26 protein-coding genes and 1 tRNA gene are annotated in these 25,678 nt (G+C 59.4%); 15 read left to right on the forward strand and 12 right to left on the reverse strand.

Going from position 1 to position 25,678, the window contains the following annotated elements; genetic code table 11:
* Positions 1–24 precede the first annotated feature (24 nt).
* Positions 25–231 (reverse strand): hypothetical protein, encoded by a 207-nt coding sequence (locus AC4FIA_RS01515; RefSeq protein ID WP_103909236.1) that lies wholly within the window; start codon positions 229–231, stop codon positions 25–27.
* 187 nt (positions 232–418) lie between these two features.
* Between AC4FIA_RS01515 and AC4FIA_RS01520 the strand changes: the two genes are divergently transcribed.
* From AC4FIA_RS01520 to AC4FIA_RS01540, 5 genes are all read left to right on the forward strand, one after another.
* A complete protein-coding gene (locus AC4FIA_RS01520) occupies positions 419–1,495 on the forward strand; it encodes a branched-chain amino acid ABC transporter permease (protein WP_103909237.1) in 1,077 nt (358 codons plus the stop codon).
* A gap of 67 nt (positions 1,496–1,562) precedes the next feature.
* On the forward strand, positions 1,563–2,855 hold the full coding sequence (locus AC4FIA_RS01525) for an ABC transporter substrate-binding protein (protein WP_490364435.1): 1,293 nt from the start codon (positions 1,563–1,565) through the stop codon (positions 2,853–2,855).
* Between the two features lie 69 nt (positions 2,856–2,924).
* Positions 2,925–3,749, forward strand: coding sequence for an ABC transporter ATP-binding protein (locus AC4FIA_RS01530; protein ID WP_490364436.1), 825 nt, complete (start codon positions 2,925–2,927; stop codon positions 3,747–3,749).
* Between the two features lie 117 nt (positions 3,750–3,866).
* Positions 3,867–5,072, forward strand: coding sequence for a phenylacetate--CoA ligase family protein (locus tag AC4FIA_RS01535; protein WP_490364437.1), 1,206 nt, complete (start codon positions 3,867–3,869; stop codon positions 5,070–5,072).
* A 33-nt stretch (positions 5,073–5,105) separates the two neighbouring features.
* Positions 5,106–6,746: a peptidoglycan-binding protein gene (locus AC4FIA_RS01540; RefSeq protein WP_287473836.1), complete on the forward strand. Its 1,641-nt coding sequence runs from the start codon at positions 5,106–5,108 to the stop codon at positions 6,744–6,746.
* A 116-nt stretch (positions 6,747–6,862) separates the two neighbouring features.
* Here the strand turns inward: AC4FIA_RS01540 and ykgO are convergent, their stop codons facing one another.
* Together ykgO and AC4FIA_RS01550 are read right to left on the reverse strand one after the other, a co-directional pair.
* The gene (ykgO, locus tag AC4FIA_RS01545) at positions 6,863–6,988 is read right to left on the reverse strand and encodes a type B 50S ribosomal protein L36 (protein ID WP_008562923.1); all 126 of its coding nucleotides are present in this window, start codon (positions 6,986–6,988) and stop codon (positions 6,863–6,865) included.
* An 86-nt stretch (positions 6,989–7,074) separates the two neighbouring features.
* Positions 7,075–7,149: transfer RNA gene (locus AC4FIA_RS01550), tRNA-Val, on the reverse strand.
* A 145-nt stretch (positions 7,150–7,294) separates the two neighbouring features.
* Between AC4FIA_RS01550 and AC4FIA_RS01555 the strand changes: the two genes are divergently transcribed.
* On the forward strand, positions 7,295–8,158 hold the full coding sequence (locus AC4FIA_RS01555) for an N-formylglutamate amidohydrolase (protein WP_490364438.1): 864 nt from the start codon (positions 7,295–7,297) through the stop codon (positions 8,156–8,158).
* Between the two features lie 18 nt (positions 8,159–8,176).
* Here the strand turns inward: AC4FIA_RS01555 and lpxK are convergent, their stop codons facing one another.
* The 8 genes from lpxK to rbfA all read right to left on the reverse strand — a co-directional run bounded on the left by lpxK (position 8,177) and on the right by rbfA (position 15,233).
* Positions 8,177–9,166 (reverse strand): tetraacyldisaccharide 4'-kinase, encoded by a 990-nt coding sequence (gene lpxK / locus AC4FIA_RS01560; protein ID WP_490364439.1) that lies wholly within the window; start codon positions 9,164–9,166, stop codon positions 8,177–8,179.
* Positions 9,166–10,380, reverse strand: a complete 1,215-nt coding sequence (locus tag AC4FIA_RS01565) for a 3-deoxy-D-manno-octulosonic acid transferase (RefSeq protein WP_490364440.1) — start codon at positions 10,378–10,380, stop codon at positions 9,166–9,168. Before AC4FIA_RS01565 ends, lpxK begins: the two co-directional genes overlap by 1 nt.
* 2 nt (positions 10,381–10,382) lie before the next feature.
* Positions 10,383–10,622: a DUF4170 domain-containing protein gene (locus AC4FIA_RS01570; RefSeq protein WP_103909242.1), complete on the reverse strand. Its 240-nt coding sequence runs from the start codon at positions 10,620–10,622 to the stop codon at positions 10,383–10,385.
* Positions 10,623–10,859: 237 nt separating this feature from the next.
* Positions 10,860–11,630 carry a 3'(2'),5'-bisphosphate nucleotidase CysQ gene (locus tag AC4FIA_RS01575; RefSeq protein ID WP_490364441.1) on the reverse strand — a complete coding sequence of 257 codons (771 nt, stop codon included), beginning with the start codon at positions 11,628–11,630 and terminating at the stop codon, positions 10,860–10,862.
* Positions 11,617–12,963: a TldD/PmbA family protein gene (locus tag AC4FIA_RS01580; protein WP_490364442.1), complete on the reverse strand. Its 1,347-nt coding sequence runs from the start codon at positions 12,961–12,963 to the stop codon at positions 11,617–11,619. Before AC4FIA_RS01580 ends, AC4FIA_RS01575 begins: the two co-directional genes overlap by 14 nt.
* Positions 12,964–13,090: 127 nt before the next feature.
* Positions 13,091–13,951 carry a hypothetical protein gene (locus tag AC4FIA_RS01585; RefSeq protein ID WP_490364443.1) on the reverse strand — a complete coding sequence of 287 codons (861 nt, stop codon included), beginning with the start codon at positions 13,949–13,951 and terminating at the stop codon, positions 13,091–13,093.
* 132 nt (positions 13,952–14,083) lie between these two features.
* Positions 14,084–14,863 (reverse strand): phosphodiester glycosidase family protein, encoded by a 780-nt coding sequence (locus AC4FIA_RS01590; RefSeq protein ID WP_490364444.1) that lies wholly within the window; start codon positions 14,861–14,863, stop codon positions 14,084–14,086.
* On the reverse strand, positions 14,838–15,233 hold the full coding sequence (gene rbfA / locus AC4FIA_RS01595) for a 30S ribosome-binding factor RbfA (RefSeq protein ID WP_490364445.1): 396 nt from the start codon (positions 15,231–15,233) through the stop codon (positions 14,838–14,840). The genes AC4FIA_RS01590 and rbfA overlap by 26 nt, the downstream gene beginning before the upstream one ends.
* 89 nt (positions 15,234–15,322) lie before the next feature.
* Between rbfA and dapB the strand changes: the two genes are divergently transcribed.
* Positions 15,323–16,132, forward strand: a complete 810-nt coding sequence (gene dapB / locus AC4FIA_RS01600) for a 4-hydroxy-tetrahydrodipicolinate reductase (RefSeq protein ID WP_490364446.1) — start codon at positions 15,323–15,325, stop codon at positions 16,130–16,132.
* A gap of 88 nt (positions 16,133–16,220) precedes the next feature.
* Positions 16,221–16,583: a dihydrodipicolinate reductase gene (locus tag AC4FIA_RS01605; protein ID WP_490364447.1), complete on the forward strand. Its 363-nt coding sequence runs from the start codon at positions 16,221–16,223 to the stop codon at positions 16,581–16,583.
* Positions 16,584–16,588: 5 nt separating this feature from the next.
* Here AC4FIA_RS01605 and AC4FIA_RS01610 read toward each other — a convergent pair whose 3' ends face one another.
* Positions 16,589–16,798, reverse strand: coding sequence for a DUF1674 domain-containing protein (locus tag AC4FIA_RS01610; RefSeq protein ID WP_490364448.1), 210 nt, complete (start codon positions 16,796–16,798; stop codon positions 16,589–16,591).
* Positions 16,799–16,880: 82 nt separating this feature from the next.
* On the opposite strand from AC4FIA_RS01610, the gene AC4FIA_RS01615 reads away from it, so the two are divergent.
* The 7 genes from AC4FIA_RS01615 to AC4FIA_RS01645 all read left to right on the forward strand — a co-directional run bounded on the left by AC4FIA_RS01615 (position 16,881) and on the right by AC4FIA_RS01645 (position 25,634).
* Positions 16,881–18,146: an RsmB/NOP family class I SAM-dependent RNA methyltransferase gene (locus AC4FIA_RS01615; RefSeq protein WP_490364449.1), complete on the forward strand. Its 1,266-nt coding sequence runs from the start codon at positions 16,881–16,883 to the stop codon at positions 18,144–18,146.
* A gap of 117 nt (positions 18,147–18,263) precedes the next feature.
* The gene (locus AC4FIA_RS01620; protein ID WP_490364450.1) at positions 18,264–20,012 is read left to right on the forward strand and encodes a heparinase II/III family protein; all 1,749 of its coding nucleotides are present in this window, start codon (positions 18,264–18,266) and stop codon (positions 20,010–20,012) included.
* 17 nt (positions 20,013–20,029) lie between these two features.
* Positions 20,030–21,619, forward strand: a complete 1,590-nt coding sequence (purH, locus tag AC4FIA_RS01625; RefSeq protein ID WP_287473800.1) for a bifunctional phosphoribosylaminoimidazolecarboxamide formyltransferase/IMP cyclohydrolase — start codon at positions 20,030–20,032, stop codon at positions 21,617–21,619.
* A gap of 129 nt (positions 21,620–21,748) precedes the next feature.
* Complete coding sequence (gene lspA / locus AC4FIA_RS01630; RefSeq protein WP_490364451.1) at positions 21,749–22,264, forward strand: signal peptidase II; 516 nt, start codon at positions 21,749–21,751, stop codon at positions 22,262–22,264.
* Positions 22,265–22,316: 52 nt separating this feature from the next.
* Complete coding sequence (locus AC4FIA_RS01635) at positions 22,317–22,844, forward strand: DUF3035 domain-containing protein (RefSeq protein ID WP_103909255.1); 528 nt, start codon at positions 22,317–22,319, stop codon at positions 22,842–22,844.
* A 106-nt stretch (positions 22,845–22,950) separates the two neighbouring features.
* Positions 22,951–24,297 carry a M16 family metallopeptidase gene (locus tag AC4FIA_RS01640; protein WP_490364452.1) on the forward strand — a complete coding sequence of 449 codons (1,347 nt, stop codon included), beginning with the start codon at positions 22,951–22,953 and terminating at the stop codon, positions 24,295–24,297.
* Complete coding sequence (locus AC4FIA_RS01645; protein WP_490364453.1) at positions 24,294–25,634, forward strand: M16 family metallopeptidase; 1,341 nt, start codon at positions 24,294–24,296, stop codon at positions 25,632–25,634. Before AC4FIA_RS01640 ends, AC4FIA_RS01645 begins: the two co-directional genes overlap by 4 nt.
* Positions 25,635–25,678 lie beyond the last annotated feature (44 nt).

The following is a 25,678-nucleotide window of genomic DNA, read 5'->3' on the forward strand; positions in this document are numbered from 1 at the left end:
GCACACCCTCGCCATTTCAAAGGGTCAGGATTTGCGATCCGCAAGAAAGGTCCCGGCGCTATTTTTGGCTGCTGCCAGAACGCCAACCATCTTGTCGCGCAAACGCACGGGACGGCGTGTGTTGGGTACCCACTGCGGCAGAACAGACGTCTGTCTGTCGCGGTCGAACCCGATGTCCGCCTCTGCCTCGGATATCAAACGTCGCATCCGTGTTTCAAACTCGTCCGACATGACCCTATCTCCTCCTGAACTCGGCAAAGTAATTATATTGCGCGAAATCAAAACTTCACACAGTATTGTTTCGCGATCAATATATCCGAATTGCTACATCCGTAATTTTGCAACAGCTGTGCCAGGCTGTCGCAGCGCAAACGCGGCTCAGCAGAGCCGGTTCCAATAAACACGGAGCGAAACGAAAATGTTTTACCGCACTGCTGGTCAGTTCAAGACAAGCTACAAGGCCGATCAGGCGCTGTTCCCTGTACGTCAGGACGCCATTCTACTGATGGTCATTCTGGCCTTTGCATGGGTTGTCTTCCCGCTGACGGCCTCGGAATTCACGTTCCAGACACTGTTGATTCCCGTTCTGATCTACGCGCTGGCGGCAATGGGCCTGAACATCCTGACAGGCTTTGCCGGTCAGCTGTCACTGGGAACCGCCGCGTTCATGGGGGTCGGGGCCTATGCCTGCTATAAGCTGATCACGATCTTCCCGTGGATGAACCCGATTGTCGCGATCATGTTGTCCGGCATCTTCTCGGCGGGGATCGGTGTAGCCTTCGGCATTCCGTCGCTACGGATCAAAGGCTTCTACCTTGCCATCGCCACGCTGGCCGCGCAGTTCTTCCTTGTCTGGCTGTTTGAAAAATGGGCCTGGCTTTATAACTACAACGCCTCGGGCGCGATTCAGGTGCCGAATATCGAAATGGCAGGCGTCTGGATTTCCGGCCCGCAGGCATCGTCCATCACGCAATATTACGTGGTTCTGGCCGTTGTCACGATCATGACGATCCTCTGCATCAACCTGACCCGCGGCACTTTGGGCCGCACGTGGAAAGCGACGCGTGACATGGACATCGCCGCCGAACTGATCGGCATCAACCTGATGAAGTCCAAACTGACCGCCTTTGCGATCTCGTCCTACATCGTGGGCGTGTCCGGTGCGCTGTTCGTCTTTATGTGGCGCGGCGCGGCGGAACCGAACCTGTTCGACATCCAGCTGTCGTTCCGCGTTCTGTTCATCGCCATCATTGGCGGTCTGGGGTCGATCATGGGCAACTATCTGGGTGCGATCCTGATCGTTGGCCTGCCGGTTGTCCTGAACATCGTGCCCTCGGCTTTGGGCATCCCGATTTCTTCTGCTACGGTCGAACACCTGAACATCATGATCGTAGGTGCTCTTATCATCTTCTTCCTGATCATCGAACCACACGGCCTGAACCAGCTGTGGCGCCTGATCCGGGAAAAGCTGACTATCTGGCCCTTCCCGCACTAACGCGGGCAGGCCCCACAAAATGAACGACCCGAAAACGGGCGACATCCTTATCCATTGGGAGGAAACCATGAAGAAACTACTGAAACTCACCTCTGCCGTGGCGTTGGGCGCGGTTCTTGGTACGGCGGCGGTCGCCCAAGAACTTTATGCTCCGAACCTCGCGTACCGGACAGGTCCGTTTGCGGCGACAGGTATCCCGCTGATGAACGGTCAGGCCGACTACCTGAATATGCTGAACGCACGTGATGGCGGCATCGGTGGCATCAAGATCAACAGCGAGGAATGCGAAACAGGCTATTCCACGGAAAAAGGCGTTGAGTGCTACGAGAAGACCAAAGCCAAAGCCATCGTGACCCAGCCGTGGTCCACAGGCATCACGCTGCAGGTTCTGCCGAAAACAAACGTCGATGAAATCCCGATCCTTGCACCGGGCTACGGCTTCTCGCCGATGGCAGACGGTAAGGTCTTCCAGTGGGCGTTCAACACACCGTCCGGTTACTGGGATGCGGCATCCATGATCCTGCAGTACCTGCAGGGACAGGGTGACCTGAACGGCAAGAAGATCGCCTTCCTGCACCTTGACCACCCCTATGGCAAAGAGCCCCTGCCGCTTCTGGAAAAGAAAGCCGGCGAAATGGGCTTTGAACTGGTTCCGATCCCGGTTGGTCTGAAAGAAATGCAGAACCAGTCTGCACAGTGGCTGCAAATCCGCCGTGAACGTCCCGACTATGTCGTGATGTGGGGCTGGGGTGCGATGAACGCCGGTGCGATCACCGAAGCGGTCAAAACCAAGTTCCCGATGGAAAACTTCATCGGCGTCTGGTGGTCCGGTCACGATGCTGACGTGAAAATCGTTGGCGAAGCAGGCAAAGGCTATAAGTCGATTTCCTGGTCGTTCCCGAACCCTGATGCGCCTGTCATGGCAGACATCAAAAAGCACGTCGTTGATGCGGGTCTGACCCAGTCCAACGAAGAAGAAATGTCCGGCGTCTTCTATAGCCGCGGCATCATCATCTCGGCCATTCTGGCAGAAGGCATCGCAACCGCTCAGGCAGAATTCGGCACAGCCGAAATCAACGCGTCGCAGCTGCGCTGGGGTCTGGAAAACATCAACATGACCGAAGAGCGTATCGCCGAATTGGGCCTGGACGGCATGGTTCCGCCCTTCTCGACATCGTGTTCGAACCACACAGGTCACTCCGGTGGCTGGATGCTGGAATGGGACGGCTCGAAGTTTGTGAAAGCATCCGATCACCTGATGCCCGACACATCCGACTATGCCGAACTGATCGCGACAAAAGCCGGCGAATATGCGGATGCGAACGCTCCGTGGCCGACAAACGACGCCTGCGAAGGCTAAGTTGATCATCCCACCGGCGGCACCCCTGTCGCCGGTGGATTTCAGGAATTTTCAGACAGAAGAAGCGCCATGCTGGATGCATCTCCGACCAAAGACACGCTGCTTGAGGTCAACAATATCGAAGTGATCTATAACCACGTCATTCTGGTTCTGAAGGGCGTCAGCCTGTCAGTTAAGGAAGGCGGCATCACAGCCCTTCTGGGCGGCAACGGTGCGGGCAAGACCACAACGCTCAAGGCGATTTCGAACCTTTTGCATTCGGAACGTGGCGAAGTGACCAAAGGCTCGATCCTGTATCGCGGCGAAAAGGTGCAGGAACTTGATCCTGCCGCGCTGGTGAAAAAGGGCGTTATTCAGGTGATGGAAGGCCGTCACTGTTTCGAACACCTGACCGTCGAAGAAAACCTGCTGACCGGCGCCTACACCCGCCGTGACGGCAAGGGCGCGATCGATGCGGATCTTGAGATGGTCTACAACTACTTCCCGCGCCTGAAAGAACGCCGCAAATCGCAGGCGGGCTATACATCGGGCGGGGAACAACAGATGTGCGCCATTGGCCGCGCGCTGATGTCACGTCCCGAAACCATCCTGCTGGATGAGCCGTCCATGGGTCTGGCCCCGCAGCTGGTGGAACAGATCTTCGAGATCGTGAAAGCCGTGAACGAAGGCGAAGGCGTGTCTTTCCTGCTGGCCGAACAGAACACCAACGTCGCGCTGCGCTATGCGCACACCGGCTACATTCTGGAATCGGGCCGCGTCGTGATGGAGGGCACCGCCGAGGCGCTGCGCGAAAACCCCGACGTGAAGGAATTCTATCTGGGCATGTCCGAGGAAGGCCGCAAATCCTTCCGCGATGTGCGCAGCTACCGCCGCCGGAAACGTTGGCTGAGCTAAGCCTGCCCGGGTGCCTTGGCGCCCTGCCGACCACATGATTGCACCAACTGAAAAGCGATATCACCACCCGTGATATCGCTTAACTTACGAAAAAAGCCCCCAATGGGAGACATGGATATGACCCAAGACCTTGAACACCGCACAGCCGATGAACGTGCCGCCGATCTGGCAAAGGCGCTGCCCGCGCAAATTGCCCGCGCGCAGGCGCTGTCCGGCTATGCAGCGCTGTCCGGCGTGGATGCGGCTTCGGTCACAACGATGGCTGATCTTGCCAAGCTGCCCGTTCTGCGGAAATCGGAACTGGTGTCGGCCCAGTCCACCACGCCGCCCTTGGGTGGACTTGCCGGCCCTGTCAGCGGCTTCAGCCATGTCTTCCAGTCCCCCGGCCCGATCTATGAACCGGGCAACATCGACGGCGACTGGTTCCGTCTGGGCCGTTTTCTGAAAGCTGCTGGCATCGGCTGCGGCGATGTGGTGCAGAACTGCTTCGGCTATCACCTGACACCTGCCGGTATGATGTTCGAAAGCGGCGCGCGGGCGGTCGGCGCGACAGTTCTTCCTGCGGGCACAGGCCAGACGGAATTGCAGGCGCGGGCCGCCAAGGATGTGGGATCAACCGCCTATGCCGGCACACCGGATTATCTGAAGGTGATTCTGGAGAAAGCCGATGAGATGGGACTCGAGCTTGCTATCAAGAAAGCCGCCGTTTCGGGTGGCGCGCTGTTCCCGTCGCTGCGCCAGTACTACGCCGATCGCGGCATCGCCTGCACCCAGTGCTATGCCACTGCTGACCTTGGCCTGATCGCTTATGAATCCGAGGCGATGGAAGGCATGATCGTTGACGAAGGTGTCATCGTCGAAATCGTCACGCCCGGCACCGGCGATCCTGTGGCCGAGGGCGAAGTAGGCGAGGTTGTCGTCACCACGCTGAACCCCGATTACCCGCTGATCCGCTTTGCCACCGGCGACATGAGCGCAATTCTGGCAGGCCAAAGCCCCTGCGGCCGCACCAACATGCGGATCAAGGGCTGGATGGGTCGTGCAGACCAGACAACCAAGATCAAAGGCATGTTTGTGCGACCCGAACAGGTCGCGCAACTGGTCGGAAGTCACGACGCCATCGACCGTGCGCGGATTGTCGCCACCCGAAATGGCGAAATGGATGAAATGATTGTGAAAATTGAAACCGGCCTCTGCGATCCAGAGGCATTTCAAGACGCAATTGTGGCCGCTTTGAAGCTGAAAGGTCAGGTCGAACTGGTAGCTCCAGGGGAACTGCCGCGCGACGGGATCGTTATTGAAGACATACGCAAATACGACTGAGGACCGCATTGGGCGGTCAGAGTTGGGGGAAATATGAGAAAGACCATTCTGTCCGCCGCTGCCCTTCTTTGGGGCACAACGGCCATCGCCGAAACCGACATGCTGATTGTCGGCAATGCCGGAACTTCCGTCATGGATCGCTTCAGAAGCGGTCAGTCGGTCGAGGATCTGACCGATCAATACAGTGCCTACGGTCAGGTGGTATCCGTCAAGGATGCCGAGGCCGAAGACATGACCCGCGCCGCGCTGCGGTTTCTGACGCAGTCGGACAGCGAAACAGACATGTCGGCTGTCATGCTGACGGGCCGTTTTGTCACCACGGGTGGCGAAACCTACCTTCTGCCGTCCACGGTCAGCAGCAATGTCGACATCACCGTCGCACTGACCGAGGCCCTGCCCCTGTCGCCGCTTTTGGCAGAACTTGCACAACATCCCGGTCAGGCGCTTCTGATGATCGGCTCCGAGGATTTCGAACTACAGGACACGCGCCTGCTGACTGTTGGCATCGGCACCCCCGATCTGCCGCAGGGCGTGACCATGGTAACTGGCACGCCAACGGATATCGCGAGCTTTGCAGCATCCCTACCCCGCCGATCAGTTGTGCGCTTGGCCGACTCGTCGGATCTAAGCCTGCGCGGCTATGTGCCTAGCGATCTGACCTTCTTCGAGGAAGAGCGCGAAACGCCGGAACCGCAGGTCATCGAAGTGACCTCGACCGACGCAGACGAAGCGCTTTGGGCCAAAGTTTCGGCACGGTCCGACCTGCAAGGCTATGAAGACTACTTGTCGGCCTTCCCTAACGGCCTTTATGCCGATCAGGCCCGCGCCCAGATTGAAGAGATCAAGGCAGAACCCATGCGCGCAGAGCGTCTGGCAGAAGAAGCCCTGAACCTGTCTCGCGATCAGCGCCGCGAAATCCAGCGTGATCTGACCCTGCTGGAATACGAACCCCGCGGAATCGACGGCATCTTTGGCCCTGGTAGTCGCGCAGCGATCCGTCGTTGGCAGGAAGCAAACGCATTCGAAGTCACCAGCTATCTGACCCGCGAACAGATCACCCGCCTTGGCGCTCAGGCCGACCGCCGTGCTGCTGAGCTTGAAGAAGAAGCCCGCCAGCGTCAGGCAGAACAGGAACGTCAGGACCGTGCATATTGGCAGGAAACCGGCGCCCTGGGCGATGCTGCAGGCTTCCGCGCGTATCTGAGCCGTTACCCTGATGGCGTCTATGCCGAGGTTGCACAAGAACGCCTTGCCGCAATTGAGGCCGAAGCACGCCAGCAGGCCGCTGCACAGGATCGGGCTGCGTGGGATACAGCCGCGAACGCCGACACGATCGAGGCTTATCAGGACTATCTTCGCGCCTTCCCGCAGGGTGCCTTCGCAGACGAGGCCGCAGCCCGAATCGAAGCGCTGCAAATCCCATCGGATGAACGCCGCGCCATCGCTCAGGCCGAAGCACAAGAAGCCGCACTGAACCTGCCGCAAAGCGCACGCCGTCTGGCCGAAGCGCGCCTGAAGGAACTTGGCCTGAAACCGGGGTCTGTGGACGGCACGTTTGATGACAAAACCCGCCGCGCCATCCGCCGCTATCAGGAAGCACGGAACATCACCGTGACCGGCTACCTCGACCAACAAACGGTCGTGCGCCTGCTGGCAGGCAGTCTGCTGCGCTAAGCAACAATTCATCACATGACAAAACGGCCCGCAGATTGCGGGCCGTTTTCCTATATCCCAAACAGCAAAAAGCCGCCCGATGGGCGGCCTTCGCTATTTCAACACTGATTTTGAAATCAGCCCTGGCGCGCTTTGAAACGACGCTGGGTTTTGTTGATCACGTATACTCGGCCCTTACGGCGCACAACGCGGCAATCGCGATGGCGGTTTTTGAGCGAGCGGAGCGAATTCTTGACCTTCATGGGTCTTCTCCTGTTTCGCGGCGCATCGCTTGCGCCCTTGGGTTGCCTAGTGCCTCAGGGCTATGGCCCGAAGCGGTGAATAATCATGGTGGGCGGTACAAGGTTCGAACTTGTGACCCCTACGATGTCAACGTAGTGCTCTACCACTGAGCTAACCGCCCTTACCGACTGGTCCGATCGTGCCCCATAACGAAATGGGGCGCGGATACCCGCGCCGGTGGACGGGTCTATAAAAGGAGTCGCGGGAGGGATCAAGGGCTTTTGGACAGAGAAAAAATCGGCTTATGTTTTGGCAGAGGAGAACGAATGCCAAAAGTCGCGTTTCATGTTTATCGTCCAGAGGTTCTGACGTCTTGTGTGGTGTTCGCATCCCCGCATTCCGGACGCGATTATCCGTGGTCTTTCATGCGCCACACGATCCTGAATGATCACGAGATTCGGACATCGGAAGATGCCTATGTCGACCGGCTTTTCGACAGTGCCCAGCAATTCGGCGCGCCGTTCATCAAAGCTGGCGCACCGCGGGCCTTTGTCGATCTGAACCGCTCGGCCGAAGAACTGGACCCCGCCCTGATCGAAGGCGTGCGCCGCGTGGGCCACAACCCGCGCGTGGCGTCTGGTTTGGGGGTCATCCCCCGTGTCGTATCGAACGGACGCGCGATTTATCGGGGTAAACTGCCCATGATTGAGGCGGAACGGCGTATCGCGCTTTATTGGCGGCCTTATCACGAACAGCTGAAAAGCCTTCTGGATCAGTCATATAAGGCATTCGGCACGGCGGTTCTAATAGATTGCCATTCGATGCCGCACGAGGCAGCAGCCGGTGCAAAACGATCCAACGGCACAAAGCCCGACATCGTGATCGGCGACCGCTTCGGCGCCTCTGCCGATCCTGATCTGGTGGATCGCATTGAAGCGGCCTTTACCTCGGCCGGATTGAACGTTGCGCGCAACACGCCATTTGCGGGGGCATATATCACCCAGCACTACGGCCGCCCGTCGCGTGGCCAGCACGCGATCCAGATCGAAATCGACCGCTCGATCTATATGGATGAAAGCAGCATCCGCCCGAACGAAAATTTCGGTGCCTTCCGGCAGTTGTTGCGTGGCGTGACCGCTGAAATCGCTGCGCTTCAGCCCCGTGGGTCGCAACGGCTTGCCGCTGAATAACAGCGCGCTGATTCGGGATCAGAACAGCGCCTGTAGCTTTTTGCGCAACATATCTGCATCGGAAATGTGCAAACGCACCGGCAGGGTCAAAACTTTCTGCCGGAAATCAGCAGGCAGACGCACCGCATCTTTTTCGGTCGTGACCAGTTGCGCACCCAGCATCCGTGCTTCGGTTTCCAGTCGCGTCATCAGGGATGTGGTCAGCGGCTGGTGATCTTCCAAAGGCTCGCTTCGCAGCAGGTTCGCGCCAAGATCGGTCAGCGTGGCAAAGAATTTTTCGGGGTGCCCGATACCGGCAAAAGCCAATGCATCCAGCCCGTCCCAATCCATGCCGGTCTGCAAAGGCTCTAACGCGCCGGTCAGATGGGGAACTGGGATTTGATCCCGCCACAACTCGGCAAAACGTGTCTGCGCCTGCGGCCTGCCAATCGACACCACAACATCGGCGCGCTTCAGACCTGCGGCGACGGGTTCGCGCAATGGCCCTGCAGGCATGCACCGCCCGTTCCCGAAGCCTTTGACGGCATCCACAACGATGATCGAGAAATCCTTGGCCAGACCGGGGTTCTGGAACCCGTCATCCATGACAATCGCCTGCGCACCAGCGGCTTCGGCGGCTTTGGCCCCCTCTGCGCGATTGCGCGACACCCAAACAGGGGCGAACGCGGCCAACAGCAAAGGTTCGTCACCAACCTGATCGGCGGTGTGGGTACGGGGATCAACCGCAACAGGGCCAGTCAGCGACCCGCCATAGCCGCGCGACACCACATGCGCTGTGATGCCCATGTCGGACAGCAGTTGCAAAACGGCGATCACAGTCGGTGTTTTGCCCGTCCCCCCTGCGTTCAGGTTGCCCACGCAAATCACAGGGATGGAGGCCGTATAGTCGGCGGGCTTGGCAACCCGTCGCGCCGTGGCCATGGCCGTCAGCCTGCCCAAAGGGGCCAACAGACGTGCGCGCAGGGCCGGTGCATCGGGGGCGCTATCCCAGAACCTTGGCGCACGCATCACGCGTGATCCTTTTGCACAAAGTGGTCGATACAGTCCTGCACGGTTTCCACAATCTCGTCTGCCACCATTGCGCTGGACGATACGATATCCCATCCCGCATGCGCCATGGCCGCCGCCCGATCCGGAGCAAGCAGTTGCGTCACCGCACCGGACAGTGATTCCGTATCACGCACGATCCGCGCCGCGCCAGCATCGACAAGACGGCTATACGCCGCCAGATGCCTGCCGACGTTCGGCCCGTAAATGATGGCGGTGCCCAAGGCTGCGGCCTCTAACGGTTCGCTGCCGCCATGGCCTGCCGAAATTGACCCACCCAAGAACACCAACGGCGCAAGCCGGTACCACAACCCAAGCTCATCCGAACTTTCGCACAGCAGAACCTGGGTATTTTCATCCAAGTCATCGCCCTGATCCCAGCGACACACCCGAAGGCCGCTTTCCTGTGCGACCTGATCGCAGATCACGCCGTCTTCCTCGGTTTCAGGGACAAGAAGCAACAACAAGCGATGCGCAAGGCGCGTGGCCTTATCATGCGCCGCCAGAACAGTGGCGCATTCATCACCGCGCACACGGGCCGCCAGCCACACGGGCCGCCCGTGGATCAGGCCGGTAAGTTCATCTAGTTGCGCCTCGTCGTATTCCAACGGCGCTGGCGTTTCCGTCAAACGCGATCCCCGTCTGATCCTTTCGGGGTCAACACCGGCACGGATCAAACCGTGTTCGCCGGCCTTGCCGATGCAAAACAGGCGATCAAACAGCTGCAACACCGCCCCGCTGCTGTCGGACAACCAGCGATGAACCGGCGTGTGGAACTCGGTCTCTTCGACATTGAACAACACAAGACTGCATTGCCGCGCATGCGCTTCTGTCAGCAAGGCGGGCGGCAGAACATCGCCGGACCAGACGCAGACTGCGGGCTTCCAATACGACAGGAAGGCTTCGACATCGGCTGCATTTTCCGAGGGAAGGGGTTCAACCTGCTCTGTGCAATTGCGCCAGACGCCGGTGCGAATGATCTGCAGGTCAGGCTGTAGCTGCTGCAAACGCGCGCCGATTGTGTTCAGCGCGCGCATATCTGTATCGACAGTCGCATGAAGCCAGACAACCGGACCCGACCGGCGAACGCCGATGCTGTGCCAGCTGGGTTGGCCCGACAACCTGCCGCGTGTCAGCGCCAGATAGGCCTTAAGCGTCAGCGACCGCTTGGGCAAAGTTAGCCCAGTTCCTCGGTCGAAGAGGCGGCTGCTTCTTCGTCACGCAGGCGATGCAGGTGGGCGATGTAGTAACGCATGTGCGCATTATCGACGGTGCGGTGCGCTTCGGCTTTCCACGCGTCATAGGCCGTATCGTAGTCGGGATAAATTCCGACGATGTGGATGTTATCGACATCCTTGAAAACGTTTTTTTCCGGAGTGACCAGTTCACCGCCAAATACAAGGTGAAGTCGTTGCATATCCTGTCCTTTTCGGAGGGTAGAGAGGCAGGCGCGACCCTAGTGATCACAACCGGAAGGTCAAGCTGGCAACGCAAAAAGCCGTCAGAAGGGCGATTCGGAAAATTGAACAAAAAGTCAGGAATTCCGGAATTGCCGAACTATCCTTTCGGATAGTATTTTGGTTTCAGTACTTAAAGATTCTCTATGACCTAAAAATTTTCATTAAGTTTTTCTTTGGATGTTCGCCCATAGAATTTATCGTCTTTGAGTAACCTCTCCCCAAATCTGATCCGGTGCTGCAACGATCCCGTCGGTGTGGGCGCCTGCACTGTTGAAACGTAAGGTCTGACCGGACTGATCGCTGACTTTTGCACCGGCTTCGGCGCAGATGATTGCACCGGCGGCGATGTCCCATTCCCAGCTTTTGCGGAAGGTGAACATCGCATCGAACCGGCCCTCTGCCACCAGACACAGCCGATAAGCAATGGATGGGCGGTGATGGCGTTTGAACGTCGGAATGCCCTGCGGCCAGTGATCAGGCTCCATGTTTTGCTTGGTCGCCAGAATGTCCGCACCCTGAAGCGAGGTCGCATTCGCAACAGATATCACCTGCCCGTTCAAGTGCGCACCCGCCCCTTGCGACGCTGAATAAAGCTGATCGCGCATAGGCACGATCACCGCGCCCGCGACGACCTCGCCGTTTTTGGCAACGGCCATCGAATGCGACCACGTCTTTTCGCCGTTGATAAAGCTGCGCGTGCCGTCGATCGGATCGACAATAAAACAATATTCGGACGTCAGCCTGTTGGGGTCTTCGGCGCTTTCCTCAGACAGCCATCCATAGTCGGGACGGGCAGAGCGAAGGATGTCTTCCAGCACCTCGTTCACCGCCAGATCGGCGGCGGTGACAGGCCCCTGCCCGTCATCCTTTTCTCGCACATCCAAAGGCCCGCCGACAAACCCGAGGGATGTTTCGGCAGCAGCGCGGGACGCACGGATCAGCAGTTCAAGATCATTCTCCGGCAAGCGTCATGCCTTCGACTAGCAGAGACGGCACCACGCGGCTTAGCCACGGACGCGCATCATTCGCGGGGATCAGGGTTTTCAACATAGCAGGAAGCGACCCTGCAATTGTCACGCCAGACACCGGATAGGCCAGTTCGCCGTTTTCAACCCAATAGCCAGCAGCACCCCGCGAATAATCACCTGTGTTGGGGTTGATCGTGGCGCCGATCATCGAGGTTACCAACAAGCCGGTACCCATATCGCGCATCAGATCTTCGCGGGTTTTGTCGCCTTGGGTCAACGCGATATTCCAAGGGCTGGGCGACGGTGCGCTGGATGTGCCGCGTGTCGCGTTTGCCGTGCTTTCCATGCCCAGTTTGCGCCCAGTGGCCAGATCCAGCGTCCATCCCTGCAGCACGCCATCTTTGACAATCGCGCGTTTCTGCGTTGCCAGACCTTCGGCATCAAAGGGGCGCGAGGCCATTTTGCGCGGCGCATGCGGATCTTCCAACAGGTCGATGCCTTCCGGCAGTACCTGACTGCCCATCGCATCCAGCAGCCAAGACGACCCGCGCGCAATGGCACCGCCGTTCACCGCCGACAACAGATGGCCGATCAAGCTGGACGAAATGCGTTCGTCGTACAGCACCGGATAGGCTCCGGTTTTCGGGCGGCGGGGGTTCATTCGTTCCAGCGTGCGTTTCGCGGCAGTTTGCCCGATCTCTTCGGGACTACGAAGATCAGACTGGAAGATGCGGCTGTCACCGTCGTAATCGCGCTCCATCTCCGTTCCTGTGCCCGCGATCGCGATGCAGGAAATCGAACGGGACGACCGTTTGTAGCCACCGGAAAACCCGTTGCTGGCTGCCAGATGCACATTCGACGACCCGTACCCCGCAGAACATCCGTCGATCTGAGTAATCCCGTCGACGGCCAGCGCCGCTGCTTCGGCGCGGATGGCGTCCTGTTCCAGGTCGGCAGGGGCCGGTTCGGCAGATGCATCGAACAGCTCCAGTGCCTCGACGTCGAAATCCTTGATGATCTGGTCGGCGTCCGCCAGCCCGATATAGGGATCGTCGGGGGCTTCTTGCGCCATGGCAACCGCGCGTTCCGCCATCATCGCCATGGTTTCAGGGCGCACATCAGATGCGGAAATCGTGGCGCTCCGCTGACCCAGAATAACACGCAGGCCGATTTCCACGCCATCCGAGCGTTCCGCCTGTTCCAGCTTGCCGTTACGCACATCAATACTGATCGACGTGCCATCCACGGCCAGCGCATCAGCCGCGTCAGCACCGGCCTTTTTCGCGGCCTCAAGCAGTTGCTGTGTCAGGTCGGAGAGATTGTGCGCCATCGCGGTTTTGCCTTTTTGCTGCCTGTCCGAGACCTAGGGCCATGGCAGCATTGGCGCAAGTCTATTGACCCAATCGGATCAACGCCAGCGGCCCATGGGCGGCCTAAACCGCCCATAGGACTGATATTTATTCGCAGAGATAACCCAAGCTGACCGCACCCGCGCTGACGGCTTCGACCGTCGCAACGCAATCGCTGCCGTCCAGTTCAATCTTGCTGCCACCGGTATAGGACGCAACCGTCAGTCCGTTCACGGCAAGGCGGGCAGTGTTGGCTTCTGTATCAACGCCCGAGACGTAAATACGTGCTGCGCCGTCGCCCAGAATGGCGGTTTTGCCGATACCATAGCTGTCGGCATTGCCGCTAAGCGCAACTTTCTCGTCCGTCGCGCCTTCACCGCAGGCTGCGGACAGAACGGCATGGCCGCGATCTACTGCGTCCAGCGTAATCTGGCAGTCATCAACCTTTGTAGACCCGCCAACGGCCAGCGTTTTAGCAGCGCCATTCAGCGAAAGCGCCACGGCGTTGTCATCAACCCGCGACACGAATGCGCGCACGGCACCATTGTTGAAGACAGCGGTCATACCCGGCGTGATGCCTTCCGGTGCGGCCTCAACAGGCGACGATCCCGCAACAGACAGCGCGCTAAGCTGTTCGCCAAGGCTGGCTGCGGTGCTTTCCAAGGATGTGGCTACATCTGACGACAGGGTTTCGATTTTGTAACCAAGCTCGGACACAGCATCTTTGGCAGAGCTGGTGCTGACCGTTTCTTCAAGCCCGTCCAGACGCGCCGACAGCCCGTCCATCTTGGCATCCAGATCACCCACCAGCTTGGCCAGCGATTCATTTGCTTCTGCGCTCGGGGCCAGCTTTTCGCTGATGGTGTCGCCGATTTCGCTGAGTTTCGGGGCAGAGGGTGCCGCCACAATTCCCAGACCGAAGCCGATCAATGCAGATACCAACCCCGTGGCAATTACTTTCTGATCCAATGTCTCCTCCTTAAACAAAGACGATCATACTGCGGCAGATACCGCTTGGGTCCTAGCAGACCCGATTCTGAACGGGGGAGAAACACAAAAATACGGCATCGGGGTCAGATGACGCATCTTGCAAGGGGTCGCCTAGTTTTTAGGTTCGACCACACCGACAATCGGCCCAAGATACCAGCCACGATCAGAGCGATCCAGCGAAGGCGCATGGAAACGGGACACATTGCCATCAAGGAAAAGCGCGTTGGGCAGCTTCAGTTCGTCGCGAAACAGACGCCCGAATTCATGGAACGTCACAGAGCGGTCTGAAATGGCGAACACAGCCTTTTTGCCGTCCTCGGTCGTGCCCACCCCGTTCCGGATATAGCGCGACGTGCTGTCGACCAGAAACCGCGGGTGTAGTTTGCCATCAATCACCAGCATCGGACCGGACTGGGTCGCATAGCGGCACTCGGGGCGGTTTTCGTTGTATTCCAGCGTTTCGATCACGCGCACGCTTTCGCTCTGGATGCACAGTACGCCATTTGGCAGCATACCGAAATTACCCGGCCCCGCATTGGGGATCACGCGCATCTGCTCTTTGCCGTTTTCGATGTAATGACCGACGGGGCTGCGATCGTCGTGGTACATGCCCGCGTTCATCGCAAAGCCAAGCTTTTGGTCCTTGTCTGACAAGGCCGCGTCAATCGAACTGAAATGGCCGTAGCGTTCGCCATCTTTGTCGTTCAAAAACAGGCGCAAATCGTCCGCCTCAATATCGACCTCACACAAGGTGAACGGCAATTTTTCGAACGTGATCTCGCGACACTCCAGCGCCAGAGCCGCCCCTGCCGTCAGGCACAGCGTCGCGAGTGTAGCGATGAAAGCCGTCAGGTTGCGAAGCACGTCAATCGTCCAGATCGCGACGCACATTTTCCTGCGAAAACAGCCGGCGCGTTTCGTCGAGGCGGTCAAAGGTTTCGTCCAGACGGAAGCGCAGATCAGGCGAATACTTCAGCGTCATTTCCTTGGCAATCGCACGGCGCAGTTCGGCCTTGTTGCGGGCCAGCAGCTGACACACGTCTTCCTGTCCCTTGCCGCCCAAGGGGACAACATAGGCGGTTGCCACCTTCAGATCAGGCGACACTGTCACTTCGCCCACGGTGATGGACATGCGGTTCAGATCGGGGTCGTGGATATCGCCGCGCATCAGCACATCGGAAAGCGTCCGGCGAATAAGTTCGCCGACCCGAAGCTGTCGTTGGCTGGGCCCAGGCCCGTCGTGGAATTTGTTTTTTGCCATGTGACCCACTTATGCCGTTACCAGTGCTTTGCCAAGCGCCCCGTCCCGCGATATGAGGGCGGAACCTTGCCGATGAAGGAGTGCCCAGAATGAGCGATTTGCCAGGTGTTGTCATTACAGGTGTATCCGGCCGTATGGGCCAGATGCTGGTACGCGAGGTTCTGGCCAGCGAAAAGCTGCGTCTTGTGGGGGCCGTCGAACGTTCGGGCCACGATTGGGTCGGCAAGGATCTGGGCGCAATGATGGGCGGTGCCGATCTGGGCGTCACCGTCAGTGATGATGCTGCCTCCGCCTTTGAAGGGGCGAATGCCGTCATCGACTTTACTGCGCCCGCTGCAACCATCGCCTTTGCCAAAGCTGCTGCCGCCGCGAAAGCCGTGCATGTGATCGGCACAACCGGCTTTTCCGACGAAGAACTGGCAGAACTGTCCAAAGCCGCGCAGTGTGGCGTCCAGATTCGCGCAGGCAACATGAGCCTTGGAGTGAACCTGCTGACGCAACTGACCAAAAAGGTCGCCGCCGCGCTAGACGAAGACTGGGACATCGAAGTGATCGAAGCCCACCACAACCGCAAGGTCGACGCACCTTCCGGTACCGCATTGATGCTAGGCGAAGCCGCCGCCGAGGGCCGTGGCGTCAAGCTGGCTGACGTATCCGACCGTGGCCGCGATGGCATCACGGGCGCGCGGAAACAGGGCGACATCGGCTTTACCGCGATCCGCGGTGGCGACATCGTGGGCGAACATGACGTGCTGTTTGCTGCCGCTGGCGAACGCATCGTCCTGCGCCATCTGGCAACCGATCGCGGAATTTTTGCCCGTGGCGCACTGAAGGCGGCGCTTTGGGGTCAGAACCGCGAACCGGGTGAATATGACATGCTGGACGTGCTGGGGCTGTAATTAAGCGAATCTCAAGTTTTTGTGATAAAATGAACCAATCGGGGGTGGGAAACGTTCACAGCACAAGTATGTGTTGAGGAGGATCGCCATGACGCCCCCGAAGTTGTTTCAAATCACAACCTTGATTGCCGCCATTTTCGGCAGCGCTGCCTACGCGGAACGATCAACCGTTCAGGACAAGCAGCAATTTCTGAATCTTGTGTCCGGCAAAACCCTGCAGCGCCCCTTGGTGTCGCTGGTCGTCACGCCGTCCGGCACCATCACCGGCAAAGGCGCGATGCGCGAGGTCAAAGGCCAGTGGACGTGGAAAGACGGCTATTTCTGCCGGACGCTGTACTGGGGTGGCGATGATCTGGGGTATAACTGCCAGCTTGTCACCTTTGATGGGCGTAAGCTGACCTTCACAGCCGATCAGGGCGCGGGCCAGTCAGCTGCATTCTCGCTCCGCTAATCGGATCAGAAATCGACAGCGATTCCCTTTTTCTCCCAATCGCCATAGCGCACGGGTTCAGGGCCTTTGCGGCCACCGAGTTCTGTAGGGCGGGGATTCGCGGCCTCTGCGGCCTCGGCCTGCGCACGGCGTTCTGCGGCTTCGGCCAGCGCACGCTGCGCGGCTGGCGGCAAATCTTCGATCTTACGGTCGTCCGAGGATGTCTCGTCACTCATGTCAGGCGTTTCCTTGTCTGATGACCCTTGATATACGCGCCACTTGTCGCGGGGCAAGGACCCCGCCAGACCGGAGTGCGCAATGACCAAAACCCCTTCCCCCCGTGAAGTCGCGGTGAACCTGCTGGATCAGGTGCTGGGCGAAGAACGTTTGCTGTCGGAATTGACCGGCGCACCCCGCTTTCAAAAGCTTCCCCCCGCCGATCGCGCCGCCGCCCAGCGCCTTGCATTGGACACCTTGCGGGGCTTGGAACGTGCGGACCGCATCCTGAAGCCGTTCCTGCGCAAACAGCCGCCCTTGCGGGTGTTGAACACATTGCGTCTGGCGACTGTGGAACTGTGCCAGGGCGGTGCGGCCCATGGTGTAGTGAACGACGCCGTCGATATCGTCGCGAAGGGCAAGAAGACCGCCGGTCTGAAAGGGCTGGTGAACGCCGTCCTGCGTAAGGTCGTGACCAAAGGCCCCGAAGAATGGGAAAAGCTGCGCATCCCGCGCCTTCCGAAATGGCTGCGCGAACCGCTTGTCATGGCGTGGGGCCGTGATGCCGTTGCCGACATCGAAGCCGCACATTTCACAGGCGCGCCTTTGGATCTGTCTGCACGTGGCGATGCCGAACGTCTGGCCGAAAAGGTTGGTGGTGAATTGCTGCCCACAGGGTCGGTGCGCATCCAAGGCCAAGTGCAGGTCAGCGCGCTTGCCGGTTACGACACAGGCGCGTTCTGGGTGCAGGACGCTGCTGCGGCGCTGCCGGTCAAACTGTTGGGCGAAGTGAAGGACCTGCGCGTTCTGGACATGTGCGCAGCGCCGGGCGGCAAAACGCTGCAACTGGCTTCTGCCGGTGCGCATGTCACCGCTTTGGACATTTCCGAAAACCGCATGGCGCGGGTGAAGGAAAACCTGACGCGAATGGGCCTTGCTGCAGAAATCGTTGTGTCCGATGCGCTGGACTATTCGGCCAAACCCTATGACGCGATCCTATTGGATGCGCCCTGTTCCGCCACCGGCACCATTCGCCGCCACCCTGATCTGCCGCACGCCAAAACCGGCGACGGCATCATGGAACTGATCGGCCTTCAATCAGCGATGATCGACAAGGCGCTGGACCTGCTGAAACCCGGTGGCACGCTGATTTTCTGTACCTGTTCGCTGATCCCCGACGAAGGCGAGGTTCAGATCGAAGAGGCGCTGGAGCGGCATCCGAACCTGACCGTCGATACGCCCCTGCCCCAAGGCATCCCTGCGGAATGGAAAAGCAGCGAAGGCGGCATTCGTCTGCGACCCGATTACTGGGCAGATCGTGGCGGCATGGACGGGTTCTATATGGCCCGCCTGATCAAAGCGGCGTAATCGCGCGCCATCCCGCCAAGACTGTCAAATCGACACGCATTCAAAGGTGACTTTGAAGGTCAACGCAGGTATCTTCTGCCGCAATCACACGCCGAAGTGCGGGGTAAGAGGCAGGGTATGTCGATTTTGGAACGCTGGACCGACAGGCGCACGCGTCTGATGAACCGCTTTCACGCGCGTCGTGCGGCGCGCGCAGCGGCTGCGACCGGCTTTCAATCCAATCCCGAACCACGCACCGTCGGCAGTTTCGCCCGTGGCCGTCAGTTGGCGGCTGGCAACCTGATGTTCGCAGGCCACCTGATCGAAGCACCCAAAACAGTGCTGTGGGATATCATCCCCCCCGATCAGGCGTTCGAGGAAGAAACGCACAGCTTTGCATGGCTGGACGACATGGCCGCCGTGAGCGAACTGCACACCCGCAAAGCCGCGCAGGAATGGGTCTGGGGATGGATCGAACGCTATGGCGATGGGTCTGGCCCCGGCTGGTTGCCCGAACTGACAGGCCGCCGCATGATCCGCCTAGTCCACCACGCGCTGATGTTGCTGCGCGGGCGGAATGCGGAACAAACCGAAGAATTCTACCGCGCCCTAGCGGCACATGCGCATTTCCTGTCGCGCCGCTGGCACGCGACACCGGCCTGCCTGCCGCGGATCGAGGCACTGACCGGTCTTTTGTATGCGGGCCTGTCACTTCAGGGCATGGACCGTTTTGTTGAACCCGCGCGCAAAGCACTGGCACAGGAATGCGCCCGCGAAATCGATGCGGACGGCGGGATCATCACGCGAAACCCCGAAGAACTGCTTGAGGTGTTCACCCTTCTGACATGGGCGGCTGCCGCCTTGGAAGAAGCGGGCAAGACCGTCGACGACGATCTGCGCAACGCCATCCAGCGGATTGCCCCCATCTTGCGTGCGCTGCGCCATTCGGACGGCGCGTTGGCCCGTTTCCATGGCGGCGGTCGCGGGATCGAAGGCCGTCTGGAACAGGCATTGGCCGCATCCGGAGTGCGCAAACGCAAAACGGACGGGCTGGCGATGGGATTTGCCCGTTTGTCTGCAGGCCGCACCAGCCTGATCATCGATGCGGCGCCCCCGCCGGTGAAAGAGGCATCTTACAATGCCCATGCCTCGACCCTTGCATTCGAACTGACATCGGGGCGGCGACCGCTGATCGTGAACTGCGGTTCCGGCGCGATTTTCGGTGAAGAGTGGCGCCGTGCAGGGCGCGCCACGCCGTCCCATTCCACGCTCTGTCTGGACGGCTATTCCAGCGCGCGTCTTGGCAAGCAAAGCAACGTGCGCGGTGCCACCCGCGAAATGCTGGAAGACGCGCCTAAGACAACGCCGACACAGCTTAGCCTAGCCAGCGATGGCGTGCGGTTTGAAGGCGGGCATGACGGCTACGTCAGCACCCACGGTCTGACCCACGCCCGCATTCTGGAAATGACGTCCGACGGGCGCGGCGTGGCGGGCGAAGACATGTTACTGGCCATCGATCCGCCGCACAAAGCGACGTTCGACACCCGCATGAACGCCACTTTGCTTGAGGGAATCCCCTTTCAGATTCGTTTTCACCTACACCCCGAGGTCGATGCAGAACTGGATTTGGGGGGGACTGCAGTCTCGATGGTGCTCAAATCCGGTGAAATCTGGGTCTTCCGGCAAGATTCAAAGGCCGAATTGACCATCGAACCGTCAGTTTATTTGGAAAAAGGCCGTTTGCGGCCCCGTGGCGCACAACAGATCGTTTTATCCGGCCGCGCAATGGAGTATGCGACCAGCATCCGCTGGTCCCTTGCCAAAGCGCATGACACCGCGATCGCGATACGTGACGTTGGAGAGGTAGAGGCGGAAGAACCGATCTGAACCACAGTGGAATCCGAATGTCCGATCTTCATCCCGTCCGCCGCGCCCTCCTTTCCGTTTCTGATAAAACCGGTCTGATCGACCTCGCCAAGGCTCTGTCCGAGCGCGGCGTCGAACTGCTGTCCACAGGGGGCTCTGCCAAGACCCTTCGCGACGCGGGCCTGACCGTAAAAGACGTGTCCGAGGTCACCGGTTTCCCCGAGATGATGGACGGTCGCGTAAAAACGCTTCACCCGATGGTTCACGGCGGCCTGCTGGCGCTGCGCGATGACGAAGGTCACGTGGCATCGATGAACGAACACGGCATCGGCGCGATCGACCTGCTGGTTGTGAACCTTTATCCGTTTGAAGCAACCGTCGCCAAAGGCGCGGACTATGCCACAGCGATTGAAAACATCGACATCGGCGGGCCCGCGATGATCCGCGCCGCAGCCAAGAACCACAAGTTCGTCAACGTGGTTGTAGACGTCGAAGACTATGACGCGCTGCTGGCCGAACTGGATGCCAACGATGGCCAGACATCTTACGAATTCCGCCAGAAACTGGCCCTGACCGCCTATGCCCGAACCGGTGCCTATGACGCGGCAGTGTCCACATGGATGGCAAACGCGCTGGGCGAAACATCGCCGCGCCGCCGTGTGTTTGCAGGCACTCTGGCACAGACGCTTCGCTATGGTGAAAACCCCCACCAGTCCGCATCGTTCTATGTGGATGGCTCGACCCGTCCGGGCGTCGCCCATGCGGAACAGCTTCAGGGCAAGGAACTGAGCTACAACAACATCAACGACACTGACGCGGCCTTTGAACTGGTCAGCGAATTCCGCCCCGAAGACGGCCCCGCCTGCGCGATCATCAAGCACGCGAACCCCTGTGGCGTGGCCCGCGGCGCGACACTGGCCGAAGCCTACAGCCGCGCATTCGACTGTGACCGCACATCGGCCTTCGGTGGCATCATCGCCCTGAACCAGACGCTGGACGTGGAAACCGCCAAGCAGATCACCGAGATTTTCACCGAAGTCGTCATCGCCCCCGGCGCGGACGAAGCGGCGCGCGAAATCTTTGCGGCCAAGAAAAACCTGCGCCTTCTGCTGACCGAAGGCCTGAGCGATCCGGCAGCAGCCGGCCTTGCGATCAAGCAGGTGACAGGTGGCTATCTGGTACAAGACCGTGACAACGGCCGCGTTGATCAATGGGAGCTGAAAACAGTGACCAAGCGCCAGCCCACACCGGAAGAGCTGAAAGACCTGCTGTTTGCATGGAAGGTCGCCAAGCACGTCAAATCCAACGCCATCGTTTACGTCAAAGACGGCGCAACCGTCGGCGTCGGCGCGGGCCAGATGAGCCGCGTTGATTCCACGCGCATCGCCGCGCGCAAATCGCAGGACATGGCCGAAGTCATGGGTCTGGATACACCGCTGACACGCGGTTCGGTCGTCGCCTCTGACGCGTTCTTCCCCTTCCCCGACGGTCTGCTGACCGCCGCCGAAGCGGGCGCCACAGCTGTGATCCAGCCGGGCGGCTCGATGCGCGACGACAAGGTGATCGAAGCAGCGGATGAGGCAGGCCTTGCCATGGTCTTCACCGGCATGCGCCACTTCCGTCACTGATTTCAGTGACCATTCTACAGACGGGCCGAGGAGCGATCCTTGGCCCGTTTTGTTTTGTGACAGTTGATGTGACTTTCGCTTATTCCACGGATTCGCTAGACAGTGGGCAAACAAAGAACAGGACACCTCATGTCAGAGGCGCGCAAGAGCAGGCCCTTTAAAACCGTCGCCATCGTGGCGCTGATCGTATTTGTGCTGGACCAGCTGTCTAAGTGGCTGGTGGTGCATGTCTTGGGCCTTGCGCAAAAGGGCGCGATCGAGGTGTTTCCGCCGTTCCTGAATTTCCGCATGGCGTGGAACTACGGCATCAATTTCGGCCTGTTTTCCGGCCAGCAGGATATGACCCGCTGGATTCTGATCGCCGTGGCCATAGGCATCGTTCTGTTCGTGCTGGTCTGGCTGCGCCGTGATCCCCCCGGATTCTGGGGTCTGGTCTCGGGCGGTATGCTTGTGGGCGGCGCTATCGGCAATGTGATCGACCGTCTGGCCTATGGCGCAGTTGCGGATTTCCTGAACATGTCCTGCTGCGGGATCAACAATCCCTTTGCTTTCAACGTGGCCGACATTGCGATTTTTGCAGGTGCGCTCGGCCTTGTGTTGTTCCCTGCCTCAAATAGCACGCGCCAAGGGAAAAACGCATCGTGACCTTGCATTCGAGTTCGGATACTGCTGTCTTTGACGGAACTGGAGGGTGGCAATGATCAAGTCACAGGTTTTGATCGCGGTTGCGCTTGTGGCACTTGGTGCCTGCAGCAAACGCGGCGACGGAGAAACGAACCTACGGGATCTGCGGCTGAACCGCGGAGCCCCCGAAGAGTTTGCTATTGTTCCGCCGAAACCGCTTGAAACACCGCCCAGCTACGCTGAACTGCCCCAGCCGACCCCCGGTCAGGCAAACCGCACCGATGCGACACCGCTGAAAGACGCCGTTGCAGCGCTTGGCGGCAATCCGGCAAGTCTGGATGCGTCGGGCGTTCCGGCCTCTGACACCGCACTTCTGAGTTCGGCTGCACGCTTTGGCACACAGGCGAACATCCGTGGCGTATTGGCTGAAGAAGACCTTGCCTTCCGCAAGCGCAAGTCGATCTTCAACTGGAAACTGGTCAAGGACGACGAATACAACAAAGCGTATCGTGGTCAGGCGCTTGATCCGTATCTGTGGCTGCGTCAGGTGCGCAAACCGGGCAGCAATGTCCGCACGCCGTCCGCTCCGCCTCAGCAGTAAGCGTATTGGCAGTCATGCCATCCGGAAATCATACAAATCAGTAACGTTGCTTGAAGTCTCGGGCAGCCGCCGTAATTTCTTTGTTTAAAGGACTTCAGGGAGAACAATGATGCGTAGACTGGCCACCGCTTGCGTTGCCTTGGTCACATGGGCCCTGCCTGCCCATGCCCAAACCATCGACGACTACGTAACGACCTTCACCTTGGACAACGGAATGGATGTGGTCGTGATCGAAGATCACCGCGCGCCCGTCGTCACCAACATGGTGTGGTACAAAGCTGGTTCCGCCGACGAACCACCCGGATCGTCTGGCGTCGCGCATTTTCTGGAACACCTGCTGTTCAAAGGCACTGAAACGCTGGCACCCGGCGAGTTTTCGAAAACCGTCGCGGCAAACGGCGGCACAGACAACGCCTTCACCAGCTACGATTACACCGGCTATTACCAGCGCATCGCTGCAGACCGCCTAGAGCTTGTCATGAAGATGGAGGCGGACCGCATGGTCAACCTGCAGCTGGACGAGGCAGACATCCTGACGGAACGCGATGTCATCATCGAAGAACGCAACACGCGCACCGAAAACGATCCCGGCGCGTTGTTCGGCGAACAGCGCAACGCGGCATTGTATCTGAACCATCCCTACGGCACCCCGATCATCGGCTGGCGCCACGAGATGGAGACGCTGAACCTGCAACAGGCGCTGGCCTATTACGAAAAGTTCTATGCCCCCAACAACGCGATCCTGATCGTCGCGGGCGACGTGCTGCCCGAAGATGTGCGTGCACTGGCCGAAAAGTACTTTGGCCCCATCCCCGCCAACCCCGAACTTGGCGAACGCATCCGTCCGCAGGAACCGCCACAAACAGCCGAACGTCGCCTACAGTTCAAAGACCCCCGAGTGGCGCAACCTTATGTGATCCGCTCGTACCTTGCGCCGGAACGTGACCCGGGTGCGCAGGAAAAGGCCGCCGCGCTGTCGCTGCTGTCCGAGGTTCTGGGCGGTGGCCAGACATCGGTCCTTAGCAAAAAGCTTCAGTTCGACACGCAGACCGCCGTTTATGCCGGCGCGTTCTATCGTGGTCTGTCCTATGACGACACGTCCTTTGGCCTGATCATCGTTCCGTCCGAAGGTGTAACCCTGCAAGAGGCCGAAGATGCGCTTGATCAGGCGGTTGCCGAGTTTCTTGAAGAAGGCATCGACGACGAACAACTGGAACGCATCAAGTTCCAGCTGAAAGCCCAGCAGATCTACGCGCTGGACAACATCGAAGGCATCGCACGCCGCTATGGCTCTTCCCTGACGGCTGGTCTGACTGTGGAAGACGTTCAGGCATGGCCCGACATCCTTCAGGCCACAACCGAAGAAGACATCCTTGCCGCCGCGCGCGAGGTATTCAACCGTGATGCATCCGTCACCGGCTGGCTGATGTCCGACACAGAGGTGACGCAATGAAACATCTGATCACCCGCACCCTCACAGGCGCGCTGGCCGGCATCGCAACTTGTTTGCTGCCCGTCGTTGCCGTGGCCGACGTGGACATTCAGGAAATCACCACCGAGGCCGGTTTTCAGGCGTGGCTGGTCGAAGAACCCACCATTCCCTTCGTTTCGCTCGAACTGCGGTTCGAAGGCGGCGCATCTCTTGATCCTGAAGGAAAGCGCGGCGTGACCAACCTGATGGTCGGCCTGCTGGAAGAAGGCTCTGGCGATCTGGACGCACGCGGTTTTGCCCAAGCACAAGAGGCGCTTGCTGCCTCCTTCGGCTATGACGTCAGCGATGACAGCATCTCTGTCTCGGCCCGTTTCCTGACCGAAAACCAGACCGAGGCGATGGCGCTTTTGCGCGAAAGCCTGATCAACCCGCGCTTTGACCAAGACGCCATCGACCGCGTCCGGGCGCAGGTGATCTCGTCAATCCGATCAGACGCCACGGACCCCGACACCATCGCCCGCGAAACGGCTTCGGCCAAACTCTATGGCGACCACCCCTACGCCACGATGATCGACGGCACAGAAGACAGCGTCACGGCCCTGACCCGCGATGACCTGATCGCAGCGCACAAAGCCACCATCGCCAAAGACCGCATCTACATCGGGGCCGCAGGCGACATCACGGCCGAAGAACTGTCCAAACTGATCGATGCGCTGCTTGCAGACCTGCCGGAAACCGGCCTTCCCCTGCCCCAAGACGTTGATATCACGACAACAGCAGGCATCACCGTTGTTCCCTTTGACGTGCCACAGTCCGTGGCGCTTTTCGGACATCGTGGCATTCCGCGCGACGATCCGGATTTCTTTCCGGCCTTTGTCCTGAATCACGCGTTCGGCGGCGGCGGCTTTGAATCGCGCCTGATGACGGAAGTGCGCGAAAAGCGTGGCCTAACCTACGGCATCTATTCCTACATCCTGAACAAACGCCACGCCGATCTGATGATGGGCCGTGTGGCATCCGCCAACGACCGCATCGCCGAAGCCATTGACGTCATCAAGGCAGAATGGGCCGAGGTCGCGGAAAACGGCATATCCGAGGAAGCGCTGGAAGAGGCGAAGACCTACCTGACAGGTGCCTACCCGCTGCGCTTTGACAGCAACGCGGCGATTGCCGACATCATGGTCGGCATGCAGTTCATGGGCCTGACACCTGAATACATCACCAGCCGCAATGACCGCGTCGACGCTGTTACGATGGATGACATCAAACGCGTCGCCAAACGACTGCTGCTGACGGATGAGCTGCACTTTGTGGTGGTCGGCCAGCCCGAAGGGCTGGAAAGCACCCCGTCCCAGTAACGCCAAAACCTGCGTCCAAGGGCACCCACCCGAGGACGCAGGCC

The organism is Thalassococcus sp. (assembly GCF_982780845.1).